The sequence below is a fragment of the Chryseobacterium sp. 1B4 genome (assembly GCF_036631475.1).
Taxonomy (GTDB): domain Bacteria; phylum Bacteroidota; class Bacteroidia; order Flavobacteriales; family Weeksellaceae; genus Chryseobacterium.
This window is the reverse complement of the sequence record NZ_JAPNUF010000007.1, coordinates 625,504-645,359: the sequence shown is the minus strand read 5'-3', so window position 1 is coordinate 645,359 and position 19,856 is coordinate 625,504. Positions and strand designations below refer to the sequence as shown.

Annotated in this window: 21 protein-coding genes; 16 read left to right on the top strand and 5 right to left on the bottom strand. The window is 37.4% G+C overall.

Going from position 1 to position 19,856, the window contains the following annotated elements; genetic code table 11:
* Nucleotides 1-34 precede the first annotated feature (34 nt).
* From OWR28_RS12690 to OWR28_RS12615, 16 genes are all read left to right on the top strand, one after another.
* A complete protein-coding gene (locus tag OWR28_RS12690) occupies nt 35-574 on the top strand; it encodes a C40 family peptidase (RefSeq protein ID WP_332386911.1) in 540 nt (179 codons plus the stop codon).
* Nucleotides 575-852: 278 nt separating this feature from the next.
* Nucleotides 853-1,464, top strand: coding sequence for a methyltransferase family protein (locus OWR28_RS12685; protein ID WP_332386909.1), 612 nt, complete (start codon nt 853-855; stop codon nt 1,462-1,464).
* A 70-nt stretch (nt 1,465-1,534) separates the two neighbouring features.
* Nucleotides 1,535-2,347 carry a 2,3,4,5-tetrahydropyridine-2,6-dicarboxylate N-succinyltransferase gene (locus OWR28_RS12680; protein ID WP_002979694.1) on the top strand — a complete coding sequence of 271 codons (813 nt, stop codon included), beginning with the start codon at nt 1,535-1,537 and terminating at the stop codon, nt 2,345-2,347.
* 28 nt (nt 2,348-2,375) lie between these two features.
* On the top strand, nt 2,376-3,545 hold the full coding sequence (locus tag OWR28_RS12675) for a glycosyltransferase family 87 protein (protein ID WP_332386908.1): 1,170 nt from the start codon (nt 2,376-2,378) through the stop codon (nt 3,543-3,545).
* Between the two features lie 5 nt (nt 3,546-3,550).
* Nucleotides 3,551-4,480, top strand: a complete 930-nt coding sequence (locus OWR28_RS12670; protein ID WP_332386907.1) for a glycosyltransferase family 2 protein — start codon at nt 3,551-3,553, stop codon at nt 4,478-4,480.
* A 1-nt stretch (nt 4,481) separates the two neighbouring features.
* A complete protein-coding gene (locus OWR28_RS12665) occupies nt 4,482-5,258 on the top strand; it encodes a polysaccharide deacetylase family protein (RefSeq protein WP_332386906.1) in 777 nt (258 codons plus the stop codon).
* On the top strand, nt 5,255-6,352 hold the full coding sequence (locus tag OWR28_RS12660; RefSeq protein ID WP_332386905.1) for a glycosyltransferase family 1 protein: 1,098 nt from the start codon (nt 5,255-5,257) through the stop codon (nt 6,350-6,352). The genes OWR28_RS12665 and OWR28_RS12660 overlap by 4 nt, the downstream gene beginning before the upstream one ends.
* Before the next feature lie 247 nt (nt 6,353-6,599).
* The gene (hisG, locus tag OWR28_RS12655; protein WP_332386904.1) at nt 6,600-7,457 is read left to right on the top strand and encodes an ATP phosphoribosyltransferase; all 858 of its coding nucleotides are present in this window, start codon (nt 6,600-6,602) and stop codon (nt 7,455-7,457) included.
* Nucleotides 7,458-7,614: 157 nt separating this feature from the next.
* Nucleotides 7,615-8,889, top strand: coding sequence for a histidinol dehydrogenase (gene hisD / locus OWR28_RS12650; RefSeq protein ID WP_332386903.1), 1,275 nt, complete (start codon nt 7,615-7,617; stop codon nt 8,887-8,889).
* 84 nt (nt 8,890-8,973) lie between these two features.
* Nucleotides 8,974-9,999 (top strand): histidinol-phosphate transaminase, encoded by a 1,026-nt coding sequence (gene hisC / locus OWR28_RS12645; protein ID WP_332386902.1) that lies wholly within the window; start codon nt 8,974-8,976, stop codon nt 9,997-9,999.
* 143 nt (nt 10,000-10,142) lie between these two features.
* Nucleotides 10,143-11,237 carry a bifunctional histidinol-phosphatase/imidazoleglycerol-phosphate dehydratase HisB gene (hisB, locus tag OWR28_RS12640; RefSeq protein WP_332386901.1) on the top strand — a complete coding sequence of 365 codons (1,095 nt, stop codon included), beginning with the start codon at nt 10,143-10,145 and terminating at the stop codon, nt 11,235-11,237.
* Nucleotides 11,238-11,239: 2 nt separating this feature from the next.
* Nucleotides 11,240-11,818 carry an imidazole glycerol phosphate synthase subunit HisH gene (gene hisH / locus OWR28_RS12635; protein ID WP_332386900.1) on the top strand — a complete coding sequence of 193 codons (579 nt, stop codon included), beginning with the start codon at nt 11,240-11,242 and terminating at the stop codon, nt 11,816-11,818.
* A 2-nt stretch (nt 11,819-11,820) separates the two neighbouring features.
* Nucleotides 11,821-12,543, top strand: coding sequence for a 1-(5-phosphoribosyl)-5-[(5-phosphoribosylamino)methylideneamino]imidazole-4-carboxamide isomerase (gene hisA, locus OWR28_RS12630; RefSeq protein WP_332387458.1), 723 nt, complete (start codon nt 11,821-11,823; stop codon nt 12,541-12,543).
* On the top strand, nt 12,536-13,288 hold the full coding sequence (hisF, locus tag OWR28_RS12625) for an imidazole glycerol phosphate synthase subunit HisF (RefSeq protein ID WP_332386899.1): 753 nt from the start codon (nt 12,536-12,538) through the stop codon (nt 13,286-13,288). Before hisA ends, hisF begins: the two co-directional genes overlap by 8 nt.
* Complete coding sequence (hisIE, locus tag OWR28_RS12620) at nt 13,285-13,872, top strand: bifunctional phosphoribosyl-AMP cyclohydrolase/phosphoribosyl-ATP diphosphatase HisIE (protein WP_332386898.1); 588 nt, start codon at nt 13,285-13,287, stop codon at nt 13,870-13,872. The genes hisF and hisIE overlap by 4 nt, the downstream gene beginning before the upstream one ends.
* A gap of 155 nt (nt 13,873-14,027) precedes the next feature.
* Nucleotides 14,028-14,960, top strand: coding sequence for an RNA ligase family protein (locus tag OWR28_RS12615; protein WP_332386897.1), 933 nt, complete (start codon nt 14,028-14,030; stop codon nt 14,958-14,960).
* 66 nt (nt 14,961-15,026) lie between these two features.
* Here the strand turns inward: OWR28_RS12615 and OWR28_RS12610 are convergent, their stop codons facing one another.
* From OWR28_RS12610 to rpmI, 5 genes are all read right to left on the bottom strand, one after another.
* Nucleotides 15,027-16,196, bottom strand: coding sequence for a M28 family peptidase (locus OWR28_RS12610; RefSeq protein WP_332386896.1), 1,170 nt, complete (start codon nt 16,194-16,196; stop codon nt 15,027-15,029).
* A 202-nt stretch (nt 16,197-16,398) separates the two neighbouring features.
* Entirely contained in the window at nt 16,399-17,574 is a 1,176-nt protein-coding gene (locus tag OWR28_RS12605; protein ID WP_332386895.1) for a M28 family peptidase, read from the bottom strand.
* A gap of 61 nt (nt 17,575-17,635) precedes the next feature.
* Nucleotides 17,636-18,817, bottom strand: a complete 1,182-nt coding sequence (locus OWR28_RS12600) for a M28 family peptidase (RefSeq protein WP_332386894.1) — start codon at nt 18,815-18,817, stop codon at nt 17,636-17,638.
* Between the two features lie 367 nt (nt 18,818-19,184).
* The gene (gene rplT, locus OWR28_RS12595) at nt 19,185-19,529 is read right to left on the bottom strand and encodes a 50S ribosomal protein L20 (protein WP_002979659.1); all 345 of its coding nucleotides are present in this window, start codon (nt 19,527-19,529) and stop codon (nt 19,185-19,187) included.
* A 119-nt stretch (nt 19,530-19,648) separates the two neighbouring features.
* Nucleotides 19,649-19,846, bottom strand: a complete 198-nt coding sequence (rpmI, locus tag OWR28_RS12590; RefSeq protein ID WP_034694453.1) for a 50S ribosomal protein L35 — start codon at nt 19,844-19,846, stop codon at nt 19,649-19,651.
* Between the last annotated feature and the right edge of the window lie 10 nt (nt 19,847-19,856).

Below are 19,856 nucleotides of genomic sequence, written 5' to 3'. Positions count from 1 at the left end.
TATGGGATTGGTATTATTTGAAACAAAAATGAAAATGAAACAGTGGCCTGTTTTACTGATGGCGTCTGTTTTTGCAGTTTCCTGCGGATCCTCTAAAAGTATTTCTGCAAGCAAAAAATCAAATACAAAAACAGTTGTAAAATCTGAAAATCTCAGAAAACTTGATTCAAAATTTAATGGCAGTGTTTCCCGATCAATCAATGATATTCTGAAAGATGCTGAAAAATACATAGGAACGCCTTATAAATTCGGAGGAAATTCATCGTCCGGATTTGATTGTTCCGGGTTTACGGTAAAAGTATTTGAAGAAAACAATTTCAGTCTTCCGAGAAGATCTTCTGATCAGGCTGAAGCCGGAAAGAATATTGATATTAAAGATGTAAAACCCGGCGATCTGTTGTTTTTTGCCACAGCAGGAGGCAACAGGGTTTCTCATGTTGGGATTGTTCACGATATCGGTCCTGACGGAGAGGTGAAATTCATCCATGCCTCCACTTCAAAAGGGGTTATCATTTCATCCCTTAACGAAAAATACTGGAATAAGGCCTATCTTCATGCCCAGAGAGTTTTGTAAATCTTTAAAACGCATTATCAGGAATTAATATTTTTGTCATGCAGGGAAGGGTTGAAATTCAATAGAAACGGGCTTTAGCCCGTTTAATAAAAAATCAAACAATCAACTGGCTTTAGCCAAAACTTATAACGAGATTCTTAAACCACCCCGTCAAAAATTCTCTGAATTTTTGCCACCCCTCCGGAGGAGAGGAATTCTGTTGCTTAAAATAAACTTCTTGTCATTGCAATAGCATTGCATCCAAAAACTCATGAAATTTGTCCGAAACTATTATCATTATGACAGATTTTATCAGATTTTTTATTCCTTTTTACTTCATTTTTTTCTTTACTATTTCCTTTGTAGGGATAAGTTATAAAGTGGCAAAACGGATCAGTAAAAATCCCAATGTTCTTCCTAAAGACGATTCTGCATATGGCCTTGTGGGATTCTACTTTAAGCTGATTTTGTCGGCTCTGTTTATCTATACAATACTCTTGTTGATTTTTCCGGAAAACATTTTCTCAGCTTTTAAAATCAATATTCCGGAACCTCATACAGTCAGGTATTTAGGACTTTTTATTATGATTGCTGCTTTAATTTGGGTGGTTACAGCCCAGATGCAAATGAAAGATTCATGGCGGATAGGAATCGACAGTACAATGAAAACAGAACTGATTACCCAGGGTTTATTCAGGTTTTCAAGAAATCCCATTTTTTTTGGAATGACGATGAGTCTGTTTGGATTCTTTCTTGTTTTTCCGACTGTCATTACTTTTTCTTTTCTTCTGATAGGACATATTCTGATGCAGATCCAGATACGTCTTGAAGAAGAGTATCTGCTAAAGGAACACGGACCCATTTATCTGTTGTATAAAAAGAGAGTGAAGCGTATGCTGGGTTTTTATTAAAGCATCATGTTTAAAACAGTTTTGCTGAACTTTTTTGTATCTTTGGCCGGTATAATTTTAAATAAGAAACATGTCGTTACAACAAACTATTGAAAATATCTGGGACAACAGAGATTTATTGCAGAATGAAGACAGCCAGAAGGCAATTAGAGAGGTTATTTCTTTGGTTGATAAAGGTGAACTTCGTACAGCAGAGCCTACAGAAAACGGATGGCAGGTAAATGAATGGGTGAAAAAAGCCGTGGTAATGTATTTTCCGATCCAGAAGATGGAAACTATTGAAGTAGGTCCGTTTGAATTTCATGACAAGATGCCTTTAAAGAGAAATTATGCTGAAAAAGGAGTGAGAGTTGTACCGCATGCAGTTGCCAGAGAAGGAGCTTATATTGCTCCCGGAGTGATTATGATGCCTTCTTATGTAAACATTGGTGCTTATGTAGATTCAGGAACAATGGTAGATACATGGGCAACTGTAGGAAGCTGTGCACAGATCGGTAAAAACGTTCACCTTAGCGGTGGTGTTGGAATCGGTGGAGTATTGGAGCCGTTACAGGCGGCACCTGTAATCATTGAAGATGACTGTTTTATCGGTTCAAGATGTATCGTTGTGGAAGGAGTTCACGTAGAAAAAGAGGCAGTATTAGGTGCAAACGTAGTATTAACCGCTTCTACAAAAATTATCGACGTTACAGGAGATACGCCTGTTGAAATCAAAGGAAGAGTGCCTGCACGTTCGGTAGTAATTCCAGGAAGCTATACAAAACAGTATCCGGCTGGGGAATATCAGGTTCCATGTGCTCTGATCATCGGTCAGAGAAAAGAATCTACAGACAAGAAAACATCTCTGAATGATGCATTGAGAGATAATAATGTAGCTGTTTAAGATTAATTTTTAAGCTAATACCACAATCTTGAAAGAAAAATTTCTTAAAATACTATTAAACCCTAAATATATATTTGGGGTTTATCTTATTATATCGGTTGTTACCGCAATTTCCAAATATCTGAGAGGAGATTATGCGATCAATAATTATCTGATTTTTAAAAATGTATTCTTTAATACCATTCATCAGAAAAACTTGTTTATCCATTATCCTGATCTTTATTTTGATCTGAACCATTATGGCGTATTTTTCAGCGCACTGATTGCGCCGTTCGCGATGATGCCGGATTGGCTGGGGATCTCACTCTGGAATATTGCCAATACTTTTATCTTTATCTACGGTATTTATAAACTGCCGTTTTCAGACAGTAAAAAAGCGATTTTCGGGTTGCTTTGCCTTCAGGAATATATTACTGCCGCTTTAAGTCTGCAGTTTAATGTAGCGCTGACAGGTCTTTTGCTGTTGTCTGCAGTATCCATTTATGAAAGAAAAGAAGTAAAATCTGTAACCGCTATTTTAATCGGAATATTTGTGAAAATCTATGGAATTGTCGGATTGACACAGTTTTTCTTTATTAAAAACAAAACCAAATTTATTCTTTCAGGAGTAGCCATTGCAGTATTGTTTTTTGTGCTTCCAATGGCATATTCAAGTCCGCAGTTTGTGATCCAGTGCTACTCAGACTGGTTTCAGTCTATTGTAGAAAAAAATAATGAAAATCAGGTGTTGGGAAATATGCAGGATATTTCTTTAATGGGATTTGTAAGAAGAATCTTAGGAGATGCTTCCATTTCCAATCTTGTGTTTTTAGCAGGTGGATTACCGCTTTTTGCTTTGCCTTATATCAGAATTAAGCAATATAAGCACTATGCTTTCCAATTGATGATCCTAGCTTCAACATTACTGTTTTTAGTACTGTTCAGCTCCAGTTCAGAATCTCCGACATACATTATTGCTGTAGTGGGAGTTTTAATCTGGTTTTTCCTTCAGAAAGAGAGAACACCGCTTATTATAGGATTGCTTGTTTTTGTCATTATTTTTACATGTTTTTCAACCTCGGATCTTTTCCCGAAATTTGTAAAAGAGAATTATATCATTAAATATTCATTAAAAGCCGTACCTTGTATTGTAATCTGGTTGAGAGTGACTTATGAACTTCTGACTAAAGATTTTGAGAAAAATTACAGCCTGAATTAATACATATGAAGAAAATTTCAATTGTAATTCCTGCCTATAACGAAGAAGGAAATGTAGCGATGATCCACCAGAAAATCAAAGAAGTTTTTGATGGTTTAAACAATTATGACTTTGAAATCATATTTGTGAATGATGGCAGCAGAGACAATACGCAACAGAAATTAGAAGAACTTTCCAACCGGTATGATGAAGTAAAATTCATTGAATTTTCCCGTAACTTCGGCCACCAGCCGGCTGTAAAAGCAGGAATGGACAATGCCCACGGGAATGCGGTCATTTCAATGGACGGAGATCTTCAGCACCCGCCGGAGCTTATTCCGGAAATGATTAAAAAATGGGAGGAAGGCTATGATGTAGTTTTTACTTTCAGGACTTATCCTAAAGAAATATCCTTCTTTAAAAGAAAAACATCAGACTTGTTTTATAAGCTTTTATCAAGCCTTTCAGATGTTAACTTAACGAAAGGTGGCGGCTCAGATTTCAGACTGCTGGATGCAGGTGCTGTTGAAGTCATGAGAAACTTTAATGAAGACGACCTGTTCCTGAGAGGATTAACGAGCTGGATGGGTTTCAAACAAACTGGAATCGACTTTACTGCTGCAGAAAGACTCTCCGGAAAAAGCAGTTACAACCTTAAAAAGATGTTTACTTTTGCCTTCACGGGAATTACTGCCTTCAGTGTGAAGCCTCTTTATCTGGCAGCTTATCTGGGGTTTTTATTCTCAGCACTTTCAGTAATCGGATATGGAGCCTACGTAATTCATTCATTTATTGCCAAAACGGAAATTTCCGGTTGGGCGTCATTGATTATGACCATTGTTTTCTTTGGAGGGCTTCAGCTCATTATCTTAGGAATTATGGGGATTTATTTAGGTAAAATATTCAAGCAAGTGAAAGACAGACCTAATTATATTATTAAAAACAAAAATTTTTAGAATGGTTTTATTGAGTTTTGACATCGAAGAATTTGATATGCCATTAGAATATAAGGGTGAAATTCCCTTTGAAAAGCAGATTTCAATTTCACAGACAGGATTAGAGAGAATACTCGATATCCTTAAAAAACATAATGCCAAAGCCACCTTCTTTTCTACCGTAGTTTTTGCAGAGAACAGCAGGCACCTTATTGAAAGGTTATTAAATGAAGGTCATGAACTGGCTTCCCACACATGGTTTCATTCAGAATTTGAAGATAAACATCTGAAAGAATCAAGAGAAAGGCTGGAAGAATTATTTTCTACAAAGGTAACCGGATTAAGAATGCCGAGAATGATGCCCGTAGACGAAAAAGAAGTGGAAAAAGCAGGATATATATACAATTCATCCATTAATCCTACGTTTTTGCCGGGAAGATATAATAATTTGAAAGTATCCAGAACTTATTTCAAGGAAGGAAATGTAACGCAGATTCCCGCTTCGGTTTCTCCTAATTTCAGAATTCCTCTGTTTTGGTTAAGTTTTCACAATTTTCCTCTGTCTTTCTATAAAAAACTGTCTTCAGATACCTTGAAAAAAGACAATTATCTTAATATTTATTTCCATCCGTGGGAATTTGCAGAAATCAAAGATGAAGCTTTTAAACTTCCGGGATTCACCGTAAAAAACTCAGGGAAAGATATGGTGGAAAGATTTGATTCGTTTGTAGGCTGGCTGAAACAGAAAGGGCATACATTCGGTACATTTCAGGAATTTCAAAAACAGATCCAACGATGAAGATTGCTTTTGATGCCAAACGGTTTTTCAACAATACATCAGGTCTGGGAAACTACTCGAGAGATCTTGTAAGGATCCTTTCTGAGTATGAACCGGATAATGAATATCTGTTGCTCAACAAAAACAAATCGGATAGAGGAAAGGAAATTCTGGAACGCTCTAATGTTCACTTTATTGAAACCTCAAAAGGAAACTTTTCACGCCAGCTGAAAATGGGTAAAGATGCCCAGAAGCAGGGCGCTGATATATTCCATGGATTATCCGGCGAACTTCCCTTAAAATGGGATCAAAAGCCTATTAAGAAGGTGGTTACGATCCATGATCTGATTTTTGTAAGATATCCGCAGTATTATTCTTTTTTTGACAGGAAAATTCATTTCTGGAAATTTAAAAAAGCAGCTGATACAGCTGATAAAATCATTGCTATTTCAGAGCAGACCAAAAGAGATATTATTCAGTTTCTGAAAGTTCCTGAAACTAAGATTGAAGTCATTTATCAGGGCTGTCATCATGCTTTTAAAGAACAGCAGTCTCCGGAACTGATGCAGGCTGTAAAAGAAAAGTTTAAGCTTCCCGAAAGATTTGTACTCAATGTTGGAACTATCGAAGACCGTAAAAACCTCTTGAATGTTGTAAAAGCGATCAGCGGAGCTGAAATTCCTTTGGTGGTAGTGGGAAGAAAGACCAAATACTATCAGAAAATAGAAAGTTTCCTGAAAAAGAACAAAATGGAAAAGCAGGTGCTGTTTCTGGAAGGTGTTTCCATGGATGAGCTGGCAGTAATCTATAAGCTTGCCGATATTTTTGTTTATCCAAGTTTCTTTGAAGGCTTCGGAATTCCTGTCATTGAGGCGCTTTTCTCCAAAACGGTTGTTGTTACCAGCAATACCAGCTGCCTTCCGGAAGCGGGAGGAAAAGACTCTGTGTACATTAATCCGGATAATGATCTTGATATTCGGGCCAAACTCAAATTTCTCTGGGAAAATGAATCCGAGAGAAAACGCCGTGAAGAAAAGGGTTTTGAGTTTGTTCAGAAGTTTAATGATAAACCCATTGCAAAGGAACTGATGAATTTTTATCAAAAAATTATCTGAAAAAACTTTGCATATTAAAAAATAATCCTACATTTGCATCATAATTCAAAACAATGAAACCAACATTTTTAGCTTTACATCATTATCATCATCATCTCTGCTAGACGGAATTGATTGATATAAGTATGTGCTAAAATCAAAAATAATTAAAACCGTCTGAGTAAATAGACGGTTTTTTTGTTTCCTGAATTCTCCTCAGAAATTTCAACAGATCAGTTTTTATTTGCTCGGACCCAAAAAAGGCAAAATGAGTAAATTAAAAATTGCAATCCAAAAAAGCGGCCGGCTTTACGAAGAATCTTTACAGCTTCTCAAAGACTGCGGAATCTTTGTCAATAATGGTAAAGACCAGCTTAAAGTTTCAGTAGATAACTTTCCGATGGAAATCATGTACCTCCGGAATTCAGACATCCCGCAATACCTGGAAGATGGAGTGGTAGATGTCGCTATTGTGGGCGAAAATCTTCTGATTGAGAAAGGTAAGAATATCAGAACAATCCAGAAGCTTGGGTTTTCAAAATGCCGTGTTTCACTGGCTGTTCCCAAAGAAGTGGAAACTGATGAACTCTCTTATTTCCAGGGTAAAAAAATTGCCACTTCATACCCCGATACACTCAAAAACTTTTTAGAAAAAGAGGGAATCTCTTCAGATATTCACGTTATTTCGGGTTCCGTGGAAATAGCTCCCAATATCGGTCTTGCAGATGGAATATGTGACATTGTCAGCTCCGGAAGTACTTTATTCAAAAACGGATTAAGGGAAACGGTTACTTTACTGAAATCGGAAGCTGTTTTGGCTCAAACGCCTCAATTATCAGCAGAAAAAGAAACGATTCTTGAAAAATTTGTCTTCAGAATCAAAGCTGTTTTAAAAGCAAAAAATTCAAAATACATTCTGATGAATGTTCCCAATGAAAAAATTCAGAAGGTTGCCGGAGTGCTTCCTGTATTAAAGAGCCCTACAGTCATCCCGTTGGCAGAAGAAGGCTGGAGCAGTATTCATTCTGTAATTGATGAAGAACGTTTCTGGGAAGTTATTGACGAACTGAAAGACAACGGAGCGCAGGATATTTTAATCATCCCGATTGATAAAATGGTTATCTAAAAATATAACCCATTAAGACAATAAAGATATTAAGAATCGTTGAGCTTCATCGAAGATGAAAGAATAAGCCGCTTAATAAATAGCTTCAGCTATGATCTTAATGAACTTAACAGCTTAAAAAATCTTAATGGCTCAAAAATCCTTTCAAAATAATACAATGAAAATATACCAATATCCTACAAAAGACAGCTGGAAAGACCTGGTAAAACGCCCTGTTCTTGAGCAGAAAGAAATTTCAGGACTTATTACAGACATTTTTGCAGAAGTTGAAAAAAACGGAGATAAAGCTTTAGCAGAGTTCAATAAAAAATTTGATAAAGCAGATACTCAAAGCATTTCAGTGACTGAAGGAGAAATTGAAAACGCAGAAAAACAGATTAGTAATGAACTGAAACAGGCTATTCAGCAGGCTAAAGAAAATATTTCAAAATTTCACGCTTCTCAAAAACAGGAAATTCAGAAAGTGGAAACAGTGAAAGGGGTTATTTGCTGGCGTGAAAACCGTGCGGTAGAAAGAGTTGGAATTTATATTCCGGGAGGAACCGCTCCTTTGTTTTCTACGGTATTAATGCTCGCGGTTCCTGCAAATCTTGCAGGTTGTAAAGAGATTGTTCTTTGCACACCACCGGATAAGAACGGAAATATCAATCCGGCAATTCTTTATGCAGCAAATCTTTGCGGGGTTTCAGAAATCTTTAAGACAGGTGGGGCACAGGCTGTAGCAGCAATGGCTGTGGGAACAGAAAGCATTCCGGCTGTCAATAAAATTTTCGGTCCCGGAAATCAGTTTGTCGTAGCGGCCAAAGAATATGCCCAGCGGTATGGAGTTGCCATCGATATGCCTGCCGGCCCGAGTGAAGTTCTTGTGATCGCAGATGAGCAGGCTGTTCCCGGATTTTGTGCTGCAGATCTTCTTTCACAGGCAGAACACGGAAGCGACAGTCAGGTGGTTTTCATTACGACAGATCTTAAAGTGCTGGAAGAAACGGTAGAAGCTGTTGATCAGCAAATCAAAGACTTGCCAAGAAATGAATTTGCAGCTCAGGCTTTGGAAAACAGCTCTTTTATTTTAGTGGATTCTCTTGAAGAAGCTTTGGAATTCAGCAATCTTTACGCTCCCGAACACCTTATTCTGGCTATCGCTGATTTTGAAAAATATATTCCGTTGATTGAGAATGCAGGTTCGGTTTTCCTTGGAAATTACTCCTGCGAGAGTGCCGGAGACTATGCCAGCGGAACGAACCACACGCTTCCAACCAATGCATATGCAAAGAATTACAGCGGAGTATCCCTGGATAGTTTTGTGAAGAAAATAACATTCCAGCATCTATCAAAAGAAGGTCTCCGGAATTTAGGAGAAACCATAGAAATTATGGCAGAAGCAGAGGGGCTGTTTGCCCACAAAAATGCAGTATCCATAAGGCTAAAATAAACCTTTCCATCCAAAAAGAAAGAGTTTGACCCATTAAATGAAGGTTTTAATGGTTTGAAGTAATTTAAAATGAAAAGTAATACAATGAAAAATAACAGTATCAAGGCTCTGGTTAGAGAAAATATATTGCAATTACAGCCCTACGTCAGTTTCAGGGACCAAAATGAATTCAGTTCCCCGGTAATGCTGGATGCAAATGAAAGTCCTTTTGGAGAATGCAACCGTTACCCGGATTCTACTCAGAAAAAGCTTAAAAACAGGCTTGCTGAGTTTAAAAGCCTTTTGCCTTCACAGATCGCCATAGGAAACGGAAGCGACGAACTGATAGACCTTATCATTAAAATTTTCTGTGAGCCTAAAAAAGATGCCATTCTGATGATGAATCCGTCTTTTGCCATGTATGGTTTTTATGCAGCAATCAATGAAAATAAAGTACTGAAGCTGGATCTAGATGAAAACTTTGAAATCCTAAGAAACAATTTCTTAAAGGTAGCGGAAGATGCTTCACTGAAAATTTTCTTTTTATGCTCTCCTAATAATCCTACCGGAAACAGTGTGGATGATATTGAATTTTACCTTCAGAATTTCAACGGAATTGTTGTGGTGGACGAAGCCTACATCGAATTTTCAGGAAAAAAATCAAGTCTGGAGTTGTTGGAGAAATATTCTAACCTGATTGTGCTGCAAACGTTTTCCAAAGCATGGGGAAGCGCCGGAGCAAGGGTAGGAATGGCTTACGCGTCAGAAGAAATCATCGGGCTTATCAATACCGTAAAAGCACCTTATAATGTAAATGTTCTGAGTCAGGAACATATTCTGAGAACACTGGAGGAAGAAAACAGACTTCAGGGAAACGTGAGCCGTATTTTGGAAGAGAGAACGTGGCTGAAGCAGCAGTTTGAAGGAATTGCATGCATTTCAAAGGTCTTTCCAACGGATGCCAATTTCTTTCTGATTAAAATGGAAAATGTTGATTCAGTATATACAAGAATGCTTGAAGAAGAAATTTTAACCAGCAGAAGAGATCCTTCAATTCCCGGATGTATCAGGATCAATGTGGGAAGCCGTGAAGAAAATGAAAAATTAATTAATCTTTTAAAAGGAATATAATACAGCTTGCTTAAATATAAACCATTAAGAAAATTAAGATTCAGATGAATAAAAATGTAAAGCTAAATTAATAGCTTCAGCTATGTTATTACTTCTTAACCACTTAAAAAAGCCTAATGGTTAAAAATAATTTATAAAAACATATGAAAAAAGTACTCTTTATAGACCGCGACGGAACATTAATTATTGAACCTCCTACGGATTTTCAGGTAGATTCTCTGGAAAAGCTTGAGTTTTATCCGGGAGTTTTTAAAAACCTTGCCAAAATTGCCAGTGAACTGGATTACGAATTAGTGATGGTTACCAATCAGGATGGATTGGGAACAGAAAGTTTCCCTGAAGAAGATTTTATAAAACCGCAGGAAAAAATGCTCCAGGCATTTGAAAACGAAGGGATCGTTTTTAGTGATATTTTAATTGATAAAAGCTTTGAATCCGAAAATCTTCCTACCAGAAAACCAGGTATAGGAATGCTGGGAAAATATATTTATGGCAATTACGATCTTGAAAATTCCTATGTAATCGGTGATCGAAGTACTGATGTACAACTTGCTAAAAATCTAGGAACTAAAGCTATTTATCTTAATCAAAACTTAAATAACGAAGCTGAGCTGTCTACTTCAAAATGGTCAGAGATCTATCAGTTCTTAAAATCAGGAATGAGGAAGGCTAAAGTATCCAGAAAAACCAATGAAACCGATATAGAAATTGAGGTCAATCTTGATGGAAACGGAAAGTCAGATATTTCAACCGGACTTCACTTTTTTGATCACATGCTGGATCAGATTGCCAGGCACGGAAATATGGATCTTGTCATCAAAGTAAAAGGAGACCTTGCTGTAGATGAGCACCACACGATAGAAGATACCGGAATTGTTCTCGGGGAAGCCATTTTAAAGGCATTAGGAAAGAAAAAAGGAATTGAGCGGTATGGTTTTCTGCTTCCGATGGACGACTGCCTTTCTCAGGCGGCTATTGATTTCGGAGGAAGATCATGGCTGGTTTGGGATGCAGAATTTAAAAGAGAAAAAATAGGAGATGTACCTACGGAAATGTTTTTTCACTTCTTCAAATCATTTACAGATTCCTCAAAATCGAATTTGAATATCAAAGCAGAAGGGGATAACGAACACCATAAGATTGAATCCATTTTTAAAGCCTTTGCAAAAGCTGTTAAAATGGCAGTGAATCAGTCAGATGCTAATTACAGTCTGCCTTCTACAAAAGGAAGTTTATAAATATGATTGCCATAATAAAATACAACGGAGGAAATGTAAATTCCGTTCAGAATGCCCTCAACAGACTGAATGTTGACTCTATAATAACAGATGATCCTGAAAAGATCCTGAAAGCTGATAAAGTTATCTTTCCCGGCGTAGGAGAAGCTTCATCAACCATGAAACTGCTTAAAGAAAAAGAGCTTGATCTTTTGATTCCAAGCCTTAAGCAGCCGGTTTTGGGAGTATGCCTGGGGATGCAGCTGATGTGCGGGGAAAATGAAGAAGGAGATACGGAGGGAATGGGAATTTTTGATATCAATGTCAGAAAATTTCCATCAAAGGATATTGTTCCGCATATGGGCTGGAATACCGTTTCCGGGCAAACCTCGCCATTGTTTTCAGGAATTGAAGAAAGTAGTGATGTTTATTTCGTTCACAGCTATTATTGTGAGCTTTCTGACTTTACCACTTCTGTCTGTGATTACATCCTGCCATTCAGCGCTTCTTTGCAGAAAGACAATTTCTATGCAGTACAGTTTCACCCTGAAAAATCGGGGACGGTAGGAAATCAGATCGTTAAAAACTTTATAAATTTATAATGATGAAAATAATTCCGGCTATTGATATTATCGACGGGAAATGTGTCCGTTTATCAAAAGGAGATTACAATACAAAGAAAATATACAATGAAGATCCTGTAGAAGTGGCCAAAGAGTTTGAAAGCTTTGGGGTTCAATATCTTCATTTAGTGGATCTTGATGGGGCGAAATCGAAACATGTTGTCAACCAGAAGGTTCTGGAAAATATTGCCAGGTCTACCTCGTTGCATATCGACTTTGGAGGCGGTTTAAAAACTCAGGAAGATATTGAAACAGCTTTTAATTCAGGGGCAAAACAGATTACTTTAGGAAGTATTGCAGTTCAGAATCCTGAATTCTGTTTCGGAATGATTGAAAAGTATGGTGCTGAGAAGATTATTCTGGGTGCAGACTGCGAAAACAGAAAAATTAAAACTTCCGGCTGGCTGGAAGAAAGTGATAATGACATCATTGATTTTATCCTCCAGTATCAGGAGAAAGGAATACAAACCGCTATTTGTACTGATATTGCAAAGGATGGTATGCTGGAAGGCCCTTCAACAGCCTTATATATTGAGATTCTATATAAAACATCAGTTCAGCTGGTAGCAAGCGGTGGGATTTCAGGTATCACCGATGTCTATAAAATGAAAGATATCGGGTGTACCGGAACAATCATCGGGAAAGCAATTTATGAGGGAAAAATAAGCTTGCCACAACTTCAAAATTTTATTGAAAATGCTTAAGAAAAGAATTATTCCATGTCTGGATATAAAAGACGGATCTACCGTGAAGGGAGTCAATTTTGAGGACCTAAAAAATGCAGGAGATCCTGTAGAACTTGCTAAGAAATACGAACAGGAAGGTGCTGATGAACTCGTTTTTCTGGATATTACAGCGACCATTGAGGATAGAAAAACATTTGTACAGCTGGTAAAAGAAATTGCTAAAGAACTGAGTATTCCTTTTACGGTAGGAGGCGGAATTTCGTCTGTGGAAGATGTCAGGAAGCTTTTGGAAGCAGGTGCAGACAAAATAAGTATTAATTCTTCAGCGGTAAAAAATCCGGGGCTCATTTCTGATCTTGCCAAAGAATTTGGAAGCCAGTGCGTTGTGGTAGCTATTGATACAAGACTGGTGGGAGATAAGGATCTGGTCCATATCAGAGGAGGAAGAGAAGCAACAGAACTTAATACTGTAGAATGGGCGCAGGAAGCGGAACGTTTAGGGGCAGGAGAAATTTTGCTGACTTCTATGGATGGCGACGGGACTAAAAACGGCTTTGATCTTCGAATCACAAAGCTGGTTTCAGCTAGTATCACTATTCCTGTTATTGCATCAGGAGGAGCAGGTACAACAGATGATTTTGTTAAAGTGTTTAATGAAACAAAAGCTACAGGTGCATTGGCAGCCAGTATATTCCATTTTAATGAAATAGGGATTCAGGAATTGAAACAACAGTTAAAAACGCAAAAAATTGAAGTACGATGAAAATAGATTTTAACAAAGATAACGGCCTTGTGCCGGTGATTATCCAGGACAGCAGAACATTACAGGTACTGATGCTCGGCTACATGAATGAAGAAGCTTTTGAGAAAACAAAAAAAGAAGGAATTGTTACCTTTTTCAGCCGTTCCAAAAACAGACTTTGGACAAAAGGTGAGGAATCCGGTAATTTTTTAACAGTAAAAAGTATGGATATAGATTGTGATCAGGATACCCTTTTGATTAAAGCTGTTCCAAAGAATGTAGTTTGTCACACCGGAAGTTTCAGCTGTTTCGGAGAAAAGAATGCCAAAGGATTTCTGTATGAACTGGAAGAAAAAATAGCTCAGAGAATAGATACCAAAGCCGATGGTTCTTACACCTATTCATTATACCGGAGGGGAATCAATAAAATGGCTCAGAAAGTAGGAGAGGAAGCTGTAGAACTGGTGATTGAAGCAAAAGATAATAATGATGATCTCTTTAAAAATGAAGCTGCAGATCTGCTGTATCATTTTTTGATTTTATTGAAAGCGAAAGGCTTTTCGATGGAAGCGATTGAAGAGATTCTTCAGAACAGAGACAAATAGAGCCGTAAGAAAGCATAAAGTATATGGTTTCTCTCAACTAAAATAATATATTTGGCAATTGATATGAACAATACAGCCTTAACTGAATTTTCCGGATACGAAAAATGCCTGATTCATTGAAGAAACTCGGGCTCAATGAAAGTGAATTGTCAAAAATGGATAAACTGAAATGGGTGGTTACCGAGAAAATCCATGGTGCCAATTTCAGTTTTGCCTATGAAAAGGGTATGCTCAGATATGCTAAAAGAAGAGAATACCTTGACTGGAAAGATGATTTCTTTGGATTCCAGCTTGTTGTTAATGCCCTTGAGGACCGTATGCTGGCTTTATTTGAGCATCTGAATACAACGTTGCCTGGCGTCAGGTATATTGTATACGGAGAATTATTCGGAGGACATTATCCGCATCCGGAGGTATCTGCTGTTGAAAATATACAGGCTGTACAGACAGGGGTTTATTATACGCCTGACATTCTTTTCTATGCTTTTGATATTGCTGTTGTTGATGAATCAGGATTGAAAAACTATATGGATTATGAAACTGCAGCTTCCTATTTTGAACAATTCGGGATATCATATGTAAAACCATTATTCATAGGAAAATTCAATGAAGCTTTGAATTTCAATACCAGAATAAATTCTCAGGTCCCAAAAGAGCTTGGACTTCCTGATCTGGAACATAACCTGATTGAAGGTGTTGTTATTAAACCCTATAATTTAAAAAATAAGGAATTGCTTTCTAACCGCCCGGTTATCAAATTGAAAAACTCTGAATTTGACGAAGAAGAAAAGTTTCACAAAGCAGAAAAATGGTCATTTGTTCCGGCTATCTCTTCAAAAGCAGAAAGTCTTTCTTTTATTACAGAAGAATTAAGAACTTATGTGACTCAAAACCGGTTTGAAAGTGTAACTTCTAAAGTCGGGGCGCTTGATAAAAGCAATCCGGATCGTTTTAATGAAATTCAGCATGAGTTTTTACAGGATGTTTTTACAGATTTTAATGAAAATAATGGGAATCTGCTCGAAGATCTGGCTCCTGAAGACCATGACTGGATCACAGAACGGATAAAATCTGAAATACAAAAATAATAGCTTTACAATAACACAAACAGCAGGAATATCCCGCTGTTTTGTTATTATGGTACAATCAATCTTCTATCTTTCGATCATGATATTCTTAACAAGAGTTTCTTCGCCAACTTTTAAAACTCCGATATACACTCCATTCTGAAGACTGGAAACATCAACCTTTCTTTCATTATTTACTTTCAGCATAGATCTTCCCATAGAATTACTGATTTCAAAACTGAAGTTCGTTGTTTTAGCATCCGGTAATTCAATATTAAGTACGTTATGAGCCGGATTAGGATAGATTTTCGCAGTTTCCAGGGTATTTTTAGTAACCGGTTTACTCATCGTTGTTGAAGCGCTTGCAAAATGCTGTAATGCTCCCACGGTAGCCTTTCCGATATTATACACATAAACAGGATCCATATTGGTAAAAATATCCTTTGAGCTGTGAGGATAGCTGCTTCTTATTCTCTCAAAAAAACCGGTGATTACTTCGCCTTTCTGTTCAAAAGGAATATAGTCGGTATCTTCAGCCGGGTCTACAGCAGTCTGAAGAGGAGAGTAGAGTGCCGTACAGTTTCTCAGCTGCTGGGTAACAGCTGCGGAAGCCGCATTGTTACTGGAAAGACCTCCCTGATCTTCATCGCAGTATACCGTATTATTGTTATTTCCTTTTACGCCGCCAACCTGATCCAGATTGAAGACCAGTTTAATGTCTAACTTACGCACGCCTCCCTGGTATACGACATTGTTCACGTAATGGGTACTTCCCCTCAAACCCTGTTCCTCACCGGAAAAGTGAATGAATTTAATGGAATATTCTGTGGGAACATTTTGAAGGATTCTTGCGGCTTCAAGGATGATAGATGTTCCGCTGCCATTATCATTAACTCCCGGACCATAAATAGTATCGAAATGCCCGCAGATAATGACATATTTATTAGGATAAAGCGTCCCTGTTTTGGTGATGATCAGGTTTTTTGAACTTGTACTTCCGAACGTAAAAGGGCTTTCTACAATCTGGCTGGCAGTATAGCCATAAGAAAGATACTTGTTTTTGATCCAGTTTAGGGTATTCGCATTAGCAACTGACCCTGTAGTTTTTACGCCTAAATTACCGAATTCCTGAAGATTTGCAGTGATGTTAGCCTGGGTTACCATATCCGCTCTGTCTTTATAAGCCTGGATAAAACTCTGTGCCGCGATACTCTGCATCATCAGTGCAGTGCATAAAAGGGTTGTTAATTTTTTCATATTATGATATTATTTTTGGTATCACGAATGTAGTAAATAAATCACAATAAAGTGTTTAATATTTCAAAATGGCATGAATTTTATTATGAATATCATACTAATGTTGATGGTGTGTTGTAAATGCTTCAACTGTAGTGTCAGTAAAAAATAAAACCTCTGAATGACTTCAGAGGTTTCTGTTAATAGTTTTATAGCCATGCTGCTATTTTTCAATCATTACTTTTCTTACGGCCTTTTGATCACCTGTTTTTAAAATACCGAGGTAAGCACCATTTTCCAAACCTGAAACATTAATTTTTGTCTCATCCGTTCTCCTGAAAACAGAGCGTCCCTGGAAATCCGTTATCTCAAAAGTGAAATTTTTAATTCCGGAATCGGGAAGTTCAATATTGATGATGTCCTTTGCAGGATTGGGATAAATTTTTACAGTTTCCAATGTGTTTTTTACAGTGGCTTCATGTGTTCCTAATGTACCGGTAGCAACGGCAAAATGCTGTAAAGCTCCAACAGATGCCTTTCCTATATTGTAAATGTATACAGGATCCGTATTGGCAAAAGTATCATTCACAGTATGTGGATAGGTACTTCTGATTCTTTCGAAGAAACCCGTGATCACTTCACCTTTTTGTTCAAAAGGGATATAATCCGTATCCGCGGCCGGATCCACGGCTGTCAGAAGAGGAGAGTAGAGTGCCGTACAGTTTCTGAGCTCCTGGGTTACAGCTGCTGAAGCTGCATTATTGGAAGTAAGTCCTCCAAGATCCTGATCACAATAAACGGTATTGTTATTGTTGCCCATCACTCCGCCTACCTGATCCAGATTGAAAACCAGTTTAATGTCCAGAACACGGGTTCCGTTCTGATAGGCAACCGTATTGGCATAGTGCTGGCTTCCCAGAAGTCCTTGCTCCTCACCGGAAAAATGAATGAATTTAATTGAATATTCTGTAGGTACATCTTTCAGAATTCTTGCTGCTTCAAGAATAATGGAAGTCCCGCTTCCGTTATCATTGATTCCCAGGCCGGTAATACTGTCGAAATGTCCGCATATGATCACATATTTATTGGGATATACAGTTCCTGTTTTGGTAATCACCAGGTTTTTAGAATTATAACTTCCTGCAGTAAAAGGATCTTCTGCAATCTGGCTGGCTGAATATCCGTAGGAAAGGTATTTGTTTTTGAGCCATGTCAGGGCGTTGGCGTTGGCCGTTGAACCTGTGGTTTTTACTCCCAGGTTGGCAAACTCCTGAAGATTTGTTGTAATATTGGTCTGGGTCACCATATTCGCTCTGTCCTGATAAGCCTGAATGAAGCTTTGGGCTTCAACAGTCTGCAAAGCGACAGCAGCAAATAAAAAAGTAGTGATTTTCTTCATTGTATAATCGTAATATGGATACCTTTTGAATGCAGTCCCGATCAAAATATCCGTCCTGATATTATTTAGTAATGATTATTTTTTTGGTAGTATTTCCTTTTTCAGTCTTAATGGTAAAGGTATATACTCCGTTTTTTAATCCTGAGGTATTAATTTTTTCCTGATTTTCAAGGTTTAAAACCAGGTTTCCTGCCATATCAATCACTTCAACTTTGAATTGCTTTACTTTTTGCGCAAATTCAACCGTTACCAGATCTTTAGCAGGATTAGGATAAAGCCTGATAATCTCACCTGATTTTTGTAAAGAGGTGTCATTTGTGCTGAGCAGGTTATTGCTCGTAGAAGCAACGGCAAAATGTTGTAAAGCCCCCACGGCTGCTTTCCCTACATTGAGAACATACACCGGATCCAGATTGGCAAAAGTATCGTTCACGGTATGCTGATTATTACTTTCGATAGTTTCATAAAACCCTGTAATAGTATACCCCTTAGCCTCAAAAGGCATATAATCTGAGCTGTAAGCATAAGAAAGATTGGTCTGAAGAGGGGAATAAAGAGTTGTACACGTCATAAGCTCCTGTGTTGCAACATCCGATGCCGCATTGTTGGCGGACATTCCTCCTGTGTCCCTTTCACAGTTGATTGTATTGTTGTTATTTCCAAGCAATCCACCTACCTGATCAATATTTAAAACAAGCTTGATATCCAGAACTTTTGTGCCTGACTGATAAGCAACATTATTGACGTAATGACTGCTTCCCACAAGTCCCTGTTCTTCACCGGAAAAATGGACGAATTTGATAGAATATTCAGTAGGAACATTTTTCAGAATCCTTGCAGCTTCAAGAATAATGGAAGTCCCGCTTCCGTTATCACTTACTCCCGGCCCTGTAATTGTATCATAATGTCCACAGATGATGATGTATTGGTTGGGATATAAAGTTCCGGTTTTAGTAATGATCAGGTTTTTTGAAGTATTACTGCCATAAGTGAAAGTGTCCTCAGAAATATCATTCGCGGTATATCCATAGGAGGCATATTTGTTTTTAAGCCAGTTCAGAGCATTGGTATTGGCTGCTGTACCTGTTTTTTTAACTCCAAATCCTGCAAATTCCTGAAGGTTGGTGTTAATATTGGTTTGAGTCACCATATCCGCCCTGTCTTTATAAGCCTGGATAAAACTCTGAGCACCCGTATTTTGCAGTGCAATGGCAGTGAGTAAAAAAGCTGCAACTTTTTTCATTTTTATACTTTCTTTAGGATTGCTAATATAGTAATAAATGATAATTTATGGTTAGTAATCATACGGGTTAATGTGTATTTTCTTGTTTTTTTGATAATGATCTATCTTTTTATACAATTTATCATTATGCCAGGCTGAATTTAACTTAATGAGTCGTTTATATGTAAGTTTTTCTTATGGTTTATTGTTTTGAACTCCATATTTTGCAATTTTATGTTTGATCCAATAAATGTGAGTAGTGCTATATCAATTATTCTTAAAATTTTGCACTGTTGAAACCAGCTAAACTTTGAACTGAAGCAAAAGTATACCACAAAAAAATCCCGGGAAATCCCGGGACTATATTGATAACAAAATCTATTCTACATTATTTTACTTGATCTACAACAGCTTTGAAAGCTTCAGGGTGATTCATTGCTAAATCTGCTAAAACTTTTCTGTTAAGTTCGATGTTGTTCTTTTTAAGAGCTCCCATAAATTGAGAGTAAGACATTCCGTGCTCTCTTGTTCCCGCATTGATACGAGTGATCCAAAGTGCTCTGAAATTTCTCTTTTTCTCTTTTCTACCACGGTAAGCATATTGCATTGCTTTTTCTACCGCGTTTTTAGCTACAGTCCAAACGTTCTTTCTTCTTCCGAAATAACCTTTAGCGTGCTTAAAAATTTTCTTTCTGCGAGCTCTTGAAGCTACGGCATTTACTGATCTTGGCATAATTTAAATTGTTTTTTTGAAAAGGGCGGTAACAGATGTTACTCTTTATTGGCACCGTTTCAGGGTTAAAATTGTGAATTTGTTTGAATTCTTATAAACCGAATATAGATTTATAAAAACTACTTAATTGCTAATTGACGTTGAACGCTTTTCTCATCCACTTTAGCTACATAAGAAGTAGAAGTAAGATTTCTCTTCTGCTTAGTTTCTTTCTTAGTTAAGATGTGGCTTTTGTAAGCGTTTTTTCTTTTGATCTTACCTGTTCCGGTAAGAGCAAAACGTTTCTTAGCACCTGATTTCGTTTTTAATTTTGGCATTGTTCTGCTT

Coding starts and splice junctions, on each gene's coding strand:
- OWR28_RS12690 (WP_332386911.1), top strand. CDS start 35: ATGAAACAGTGGCCTGTTTTACTGATGGCGTCTGTTTTTGCAGTTTCC.
- OWR28_RS12685 (WP_332386909.1), top strand. CDS start 853: ATGACAGATTTTATCAGATTTTTTATTCCTTTTTACTTCATTTTTTTC.
- OWR28_RS12680 (WP_002979694.1), top strand. CDS start 1,535: ATGTCGTTACAACAAACTATTGAAAATATCTGGGACAACAGAGATTTA.
- OWR28_RS12670 (WP_332386907.1), top strand. CDS start 3,551: ATGAAGAAAATTTCAATTGTAATTCCTGCCTATAACGAAGAAGGAAAT.
- OWR28_RS12665 (WP_332386906.1), top strand. CDS start 4,482: ATGGTTTTATTGAGTTTTGACATCGAAGAATTTGATATGCCATTAGAA.
- OWR28_RS12660 (WP_332386905.1), top strand. CDS start 5,255: ATGAAGATTGCTTTTGATGCCAAACGGTTTTTCAACAATACATCAGGT.
- hisG (WP_332386904.1), top strand. CDS start 6,600: ATGAGTAAATTAAAAATTGCAATCCAAAAAAGCGGCCGGCTTTACGAA.
- hisD (WP_332386903.1), top strand. CDS start 7,615: ATGAAAATATACCAATATCCTACAAAAGACAGCTGGAAAGACCTGGTA.
- hisC (WP_332386902.1), top strand. CDS start 8,974: ATGAAAAATAACAGTATCAAGGCTCTGGTTAGAGAAAATATATTGCAA.
- hisB (WP_332386901.1), top strand. CDS start 10,143: ATGAAAAAAGTACTCTTTATAGACCGCGACGGAACATTAATTATTGAA.
- hisH (WP_332386900.1), top strand. CDS start 11,240: ATGATTGCCATAATAAAATACAACGGAGGAAATGTAAATTCCGTTCAG.
- hisA (WP_332387458.1), top strand. CDS start 11,821: ATGAAAATAATTCCGGCTATTGATATTATCGACGGGAAATGTGTCCGT.
- hisF (WP_332386899.1), top strand. CDS start 12,536: ATGCTTAAGAAAAGAATTATTCCATGTCTGGATATAAAAGACGGATCT.
- hisIE (WP_332386898.1), top strand. CDS start 13,285: ATGAAAATAGATTTTAACAAAGATAACGGCCTTGTGCCGGTGATTATC.
- OWR28_RS12615 (WP_332386897.1), top strand. CDS start 14,028: ATGGATAAACTGAAATGGGTGGTTACCGAGAAAATCCATGGTGCCAAT.
- OWR28_RS12610 (WP_332386896.1), bottom strand. CDS start 16,196: ATGAAAAAATTAACAACCCTTTTATGCACTGCACTGATGATGCAGAGT.
- OWR28_RS12605 (WP_332386895.1), bottom strand. CDS start 17,574: ATGAAGAAAATCACTACTTTTTTATTTGCTGCTGTCGCTTTGCAGACT.
- OWR28_RS12600 (WP_332386894.1), bottom strand. CDS start 18,817: ATGAAAAAAGTTGCAGCTTTTTTACTCACTGCCATTGCACTGCAAAAT.
- rplT (WP_002979659.1), bottom strand. CDS start 19,529: ATGCCAAGATCAGTAAATGCCGTAGCTTCAAGAGCTCGCAGAAAGAAA.
- rpmI (WP_034694453.1), bottom strand. CDS start 19,846: ATGCCAAAATTAAAAACGAAATCAGGTGCTAAGAAACGTTTTGCTCTT.